This window comes from Phyllobacterium sp. P5_D12 (assembly GCF_054049495.1).
This window is the reverse complement of the sequence record NZ_JBFUMG010000244.1, coordinates 1-6,314: the sequence shown is the minus strand read 5'-3', so window position 1 is coordinate 6,314 and position 6,314 is coordinate 1. Positions and strand designations below refer to the sequence as shown.

Sequence of the window (6,314 nt, the reverse complement as noted above, 5' to 3'; positions counted from 1 at the left end):
ATCTCGTTGCCGGTGCTGGCTTTGCCCTCATCACAGGAGCTGCCGCGCTTTTTCTGGGTCGCAGGATCACGCTGCAAAATGGTATTTATTGGGGTCTTGCGGGCTTCTTTATTTTCAATCTTGCGCCTGCATTCAGCCTCGCTCCCGAATTGCCAGCGATGCCGGCAGCCGACCTTGCCACGAGGCAGGCATGGTGGCTGATTACAGTTCTGCTGACGGCAGGCGGCGTTTATCTCATCGTGCTTCGCGACGAGATCTGGGCAAAGGTGCTGGGCATTGCGCTGATCGTGGCTCCGCACGTTTATGGTGCGCCTGAAGCCGACGATCTGACCTCAAGCGTACCGCCGACATTGGCTTCCGAATTTGCCGTGTCGACACTGGCAACCAACCTGTTCTTCTGGGTGGTGCTTGGAACCGCGCTTGGCTGGGCCATTCAACACTACGCGCAATCGGAGCTGGATGCCTGATGCAACTGGAACGCAGAGCAACCTTTGTTTTGGGCGGCGCGCGTTCCGGTAAATCCTCTTTTGCCGAGGGGTTGATCGAAGCGTCCGGTATGGATGCGGTCTATCTTGCTACTGGCAGAGCATGGGATGATGAAATGTCAGAGAGAATAGCGCAGCACAAGCAACGGCGCGGCGGCTCCTGGACAACCATTGAAGAACCACTTGATCTGGTCGGTGTGCTGCAAAGAGAGTGCACCGGCAACCGTGCCGTTCTTGTCGATTGTCTGACCTTGTGGCTCACCAACCTGATGATGTCTGAGAAAGATATCGAAACAGAGACAGCGCGGCTTGTTGCGGCGCTGAGAGAATTGAAGGGGGCCGTGGTGCTGGTCTCCAATGRGGTGGGTCTTGGCATCGTTCCAGAAAACCGCATGGCGCGCGACTTTCGCGACCATGCAGGCCGACTCCATCAAGCCGTGGCAGGTGCTGCGGCTCAGGTCTATTTCGTAGCAGCAGGACTGCCGCTCAAAATGAAGGGATAATACCATGCAGGGTCAAAAGATTCCGGCAACCGTCATCACCGGCTTTCTCGGTTCTGGCAAGACGACGATGATCCGCAATCTCCTGGAAAATGCCAATGGCAAGCGCATTGCGTTGATCATCAACGAATTTGGCGATCTTGGCGTTGACGGCAACCTGCTCAAAGGTTGCGGGATCGAGGCATGCCGCGACGAGGATATGATCGAACTGAACAATGGCTGCATCTGCTGTACCGTTGCCGATGATTTCATTCCGACCATGACCAAGCTTTTGGATCGGCCGGATCGCTTCGATCACATCGTCATCGAGACCTCGGGATTGGCCCTGCCGCAGCCACTGGTTGCCGCGTTCAACTGGCCGGAGATCAAGACACAAGTGACTGTCGATGGTGTGGTGACTGTCATTGACGCAGCCGCGGTTTCGGAGGGACGTTTTGCCGACGATCATGACAAGGTCGACGCGCAACGCGAACAGGATGAATCGCTTGATCATGACAGTCCGCTGGAAGAGCTATTCGAAGACCAGATCCGCGCAGCCGATCTTATCGTGTTGAACAAGACAGATTTGATCAGCGATGCGCAGTTGATGAGCGTTCGCGGTGATGTGCAAAGCCGCTCCTCGCGCTCGCTGAATATGGTTTCGGCAAGCTTCGGCAAGCTCAGCAATGAACTGCTGCTTGGGCTGGGCGTCGGCACCGAGGGAGACATTGCCAATCGCCAATCGCATCACGAGATGGAGCATGCGGCAGGTGAAGAGCATGACCACGACGAGTTCGAAAGCTTTGTCGTGGGACTTGGCCCGGTGGCCGAGCCGAAATCATTTGTCGAAAAGCTCAAAGCAGTGATTGCCGATCACGACGTCTTGCGGCTCAAAGGCTTCGTCGATGTTCCCGGCAAGCCAATGCGTCTGGTGATTCAGGCCGTCGGTTCACGTATCGAACATTATTTCGATCGCAGTTGGAACCCCGGCGAAGAGCGTCAGACGCGGCTCGTCGTGATTGGTTTGCACGATATCGATACGGCCGCCATCTCAACGGCAATGAACGCTGCCGCGGCCTGATAGGAAACCAGATGCATCTCCTGCTTGCCCAGAAAGGCACGATAGCTGAAGGCACCGAGGCCATAGACCTTGGCCAGACGCCGGGAGATGTGCTGTTTCTCTCTGCCGCTGACACGGAACTCGCAAGCCTTAGCTCTGCCAAGCGACAAAACGATGTCGTATCGTTGCGCCTCGCCAATTTGATGGCCTTAGCGCATCCCATGTCTGTCGATGCTTATGTCGAGCGCACGGCACGTCATGCAAAGCTTATCGTGGTGCGGATCCTTGGCGGTGAAAGCTATTGGCCTTACGGGCTGGAAGCGTTGCATGCTTGCGCGATCAATCACAAGGTACAGTTTGCGGTGCTGCCAGGTGACGATAAGCCGGACCCGGGGCTGGACCGGTTTTCCACGATTTCACGACAGGATCGCGATGCGCTCTGGCACTATCTGCTGGAGGGTGGCGCGCAGAACGCCCTACGTTTCCTCGATTATTGTGGATCACTGATCGACGGCAAGGAAAAGCCGCAGGAAGCAGCGCCGCTTTTGAAAGCGGGGTTGTGGTTGCCGGGCAGCGCCGCGCCATCGCTGGAAGAATTGCGTGGACAATGGCAGGAGAATGCATCGGTCGTTGCCATCTGTTTTTACCGCGCACTGGTGCAGAGCGGGCAGACGCAGCCGGTCGAAGCTTTGATCGATGCGCTGAAAGCCAACGGGCTCAACCCTTTACCGGTGTTCGTTTCCAGTCTGAAAGATCCGGTATCTGTGGCGACKCTAGAGAGCATTTTCGCCGAGGTGCCGCCTTCTGTCGTGCTCAATTCGACTGGCTTTGCCGTTTCCGCGCCGGGCAGCGCACGCAAAGCTACCGTGCTCGAACACGACGGCGCCGTGGTGCTGCAGGTTATCTTTTCCGGATCAAGCATCGAGCAATGGCGCGGGTCCGATCAGGGATTGTCAGCCCGCGACCTGGCAATGAATGTGGCACTACCGGAGGTCGACGGACGTGTTCTTTCGCGCGCCGTGTCATTCAAATCCGCACGGCATTATGACGAGAGCACCCAAGCCAATATCGTAACGCACGAGCCATTGGCCAATCGCGTTGAGTTCGTTGCGGCGCTGGCAGCCAACTGGGCGCGGCTTCGTGCTGCGAAGACTGCTTCGCGCCGCGTTGCGCTGATCATGGCCAACTATCCCAATCGTGACGGCCGGCTTGGCAATGGTGTGGGTTTGGATACTCCTGCGGGTATCTGGCATATCCTGCATGCGCTACGCGAGCAGGGCTATCCGGTTGCCAGCGTACCAACCGACGGCGACGCGCTGATCAATCATATGATGGCGGGCCCGACCAACGCAGCCCTCGATGGACGGGAAATCCGCGAAACCATTTCCTTGAATCAATACAGAAGCTTCTTCGAAAAGCTTCCGCAATCGATTCAAGACGTTGTCATCTCGCGCTGGGGACAGCCGGAGGCCGATCCGTACTTCATGGAGCATGCCGAGACGTTCGCCCTGCCGTTGGCGCGCTTCGGCAAAACGCTCGTCGGCATTCAGCCGGCGCGCGGCTATAACATCGATCCGAAAGAAACCTACCATTCGCCGGACCTTGTGCCGCCGCATGGCTATCTCGCGTTCTACGCCTATTTGCGGGAGGTATATGGCGCACACGCCATTGTGCATGTCGGCAAGCACGGCAATCTCGAATGGCTGCCGGGCAAATCTCTAGCGCTGTCGGAAAACTGCTATCCGGAAGCGGTGCTTGGACCGATCCCGCATATTTATCCCTTTATCGTGAATGATCCGGGCGAGGGTACGCAGGCCAAGCGCCGTTCGTCGGCAGTGATTATCGACCATCTGACGCCACCGCTAACGCGCGCCGAGAGCTATGGCCCCCTTAAGGACCTCGAAGCGCTGGTTGATGAATATTATGAGGCTTCGGGCGTCGATCCGCGCCGTCTTGTGCGTCTTAAGGCGCAAATTCTCGATCTGGTGCGCGATATCGGGCTCGACAGCGATGTCGGCATTCACGATCATGACCCGGACGATCTCGCTCTGCAGAAACTCGATGCGTATCTTTGCGATTTGAAGGAAATGCAAATCCGCGATGGCCTGCATGTTTTTGGACGATCGCCGGAAGGCCATCTGCTGACCGATCTCGTGGTTGCGCTGGCGCGCGTTCCACGCGCAGCCGGCCATGGCGCCGATCAGAGCCTGCAGCGGGCGATTGCGCTCGATCTCGGGTTGGAGGGCTTCGACCCGCTGGATTGTGAGATGGCCAAGCCGTGGGTCGGGCCTCGCCCCGATATCTTGCAAGCTATTTCGGATGAGCCTTGGCGCATCGCCGGCGATACTGTCGAACGTGTCGAGCTGCTGGCCGCCAAATTGGTGGCCGGAGAGGTGGATTGCACTCAGGATTGGGCAGCGACAATTGCCGTGCTTGACGGCATCCGCACCAACTTGCGTTCTGCTGTTACCGCTTGCGGCGATGCCGAGATGAACGCGTTGCTGACGGCACTGAACGGACGTTTCGTTGTGCCGGGGCCGTCGGGGGCGCCAACTCGCGGGCGCCCGGATGTCTTGCCGACAGGGCGAAACTTTTTTTCGGTCGATAGCCGCGCCGTGCCAACGCCGGCCGCATGGGAACTCGGACAAAAATCCGCCGAGCTTCTGATCCGACGCTACACGCAGGATCATGGCGAATGGCCGACCTCCTTCGGGCTCACCGCCTGGGGTACTTCGAATATGCGCACCGGCGGCGACGATATTGCGCAAGCGCTGGCACTGATCGGTGTCAAGCCGGTGTGGGATATGGCCTCGCGCCGGGTTACCGGTTACGAAATCATCCCGACCGCCATGCTTGGTCGCCCACGCGTCGATGTAACCTTGAGAATTTCGGGTTTTTTCCGTGATGCATTTCCAGACCAGATAGCGCTGTTCGACACCGCAGTGCGGGCAGTGGGCGCTTTAGATGAAGATACCGAGGATAATCCTATCGCCGCGCGTATGCGCAGCGAGCAGGCGCGGCTCATTGGAGAAGGCACAGAAGAAAAGCTGGCCAGACAACGCGCCGGTTTTCGCGTATTCGGCTCCAAGCCGGGTGCCTATGGTGCTGGCCTGCAAGCGCTCATCGACGAAAACGACTGGGCAAAGCGCGACGATCTGGCGGAAGCCTGGCTCGTCTGGGGCGGCTATGCCTATGGCGCGGGCATCGAGGGCAATGCTGAGCGGGGCTTGCTTGAAGAACGGCTGCGGGACGTCAACGCCGTCGTGCAAAATCAGGACAACCGCGAGCACGATCTGCTCGATTCCGACGATTACTACCAGTTCGAAGGCGGTATGTCGGCGGCGGTGGAACTTGTCTCGGGCGAGCGCCCTGCCATCTACCACAATGACCATTCACGTCCGGAAAAACCCGTTATCCGCACGCTTGAAGAAGAAATCGCCCGTACGGTTCGTGGCCGCGTGACCAACCCGAAATGGATTACTGGCGTGATGCGCCATGGCTATAAAGGTGCATTCGAGATGGCGGCGACCGTGGATTATCTTTTTGCCTTCGCCGCTACCACCGGCGCTGTCGGCAACCACCATTTCGAAGCCGTCTATCAAGCATTTCTGGTGGATGACGATGTACGTGCCTTCCTGGCGGAAAAGAACCCGCATGCCTTGCGCGATATCGCGGAAAAGCTGGAACAGGCAGTGACTCGCAATTTCTGGACGCCGCGTTCCAACTCGGCGCGCTACGATTTAAGCAAACTTGCTGCCTGATAATTTGATTCGGAAGGGAAAGCCAAATGGCTGAAAAGTCACAAAAATTGCAGAATCTGACCGAAGCGGAAATCAATGAGCGGCACGCCGACAAGATGCGCAAGAAGAAAGCGGTGCGCGATAAAATTCTGGCAACAAAGACCGACGAAAAAGGTCTGGTGATCGTCAATACCGGTAAAGGAAAAGGCAAATCCACGGCCGGCTTCGGCGTTGTGTTCAGGGCGCTTGGCCATGGCATGAAGATCGGCGTCGTCCAGTTCGTCAAAGGATCATGGGATACGGGCGAGCGTTGGGTTCTGGAGAAATTCCCCGAGCAGGTGACGATTTCCGCCATGGGCGAGGGATTTACGTGGGAAACGCAGGATCGTGCCCGCGATATCGCCATGGCGCGCGATGCGTGGGAACAGGCCAAGATGATGATCCTCGACGACGAAACCGAGTTGGTACTCTGCGACGAACTGAACATTGCTCTGCGTTATGACTATCTGCCGGTCGATGAAATCATCGAGGTCCTGAAGCAGAAGCCGCA

The 6,314-nt window shown here is 57.7% G+C and carries 5 protein-coding genes; all 5 read left to right on the top strand.

Annotated elements, in window-relative coordinates; all coding sequences use genetic code 11:
• The coding region (locus tag ACXJ5O_RS15890) for a CbtA family protein (protein WP_457300730.1) at positions 1-467 on the top strand (467 nt) is incomplete at its 5' end.
• Positions 467-988, top strand: coding sequence for a bifunctional adenosylcobinamide kinase/adenosylcobinamide-phosphate guanylyltransferase (gene cobU, locus ACXJ5O_RS15885; RefSeq protein ID WP_457300729.1), 522 nt, complete (start codon positions 467-469; stop codon positions 986-988). The genes ACXJ5O_RS15890 and cobU, both read left to right, overlap by 1 nt.
• Before the next feature lie 4 nt (positions 989-992).
• Positions 993-2,045 carry a cobalamin biosynthesis protein CobW gene (cobW, locus tag ACXJ5O_RS15880; RefSeq protein ID WP_457300728.1) on the top strand — a complete coding sequence of 351 codons (1,053 nt, stop codon included), beginning with the start codon at positions 993-995 and terminating at the stop codon, positions 2,043-2,045.
• An 11-nt stretch (positions 2,046-2,056) separates the two neighbouring features.
• Positions 2,057-5,785, top strand: a complete 3,729-nt coding sequence (cobN, locus tag ACXJ5O_RS15875) for a cobaltochelatase subunit CobN (protein ID WP_457300727.1) — start codon at positions 2,057-2,059, stop codon at positions 5,783-5,785.
• A gap of 26 nt (positions 5,786-5,811) precedes the next feature.
• Positions 5,812-6,314: cob(I)yrinic acid a,c-diamide adenosyltransferase (locus tag ACXJ5O_RS15870; RefSeq protein ID WP_457300726.1), on the top strand; the 503-nt coding region annotated here is incomplete at its 3' end.

Coding starts and splice junctions, on each gene's coding strand:
- cobW (WP_457300728.1), top strand. CDS start 993: ATGCAGGGTCAAAAGATTCCGGCAACCGTCATCACCGGCTTTCTCGGT.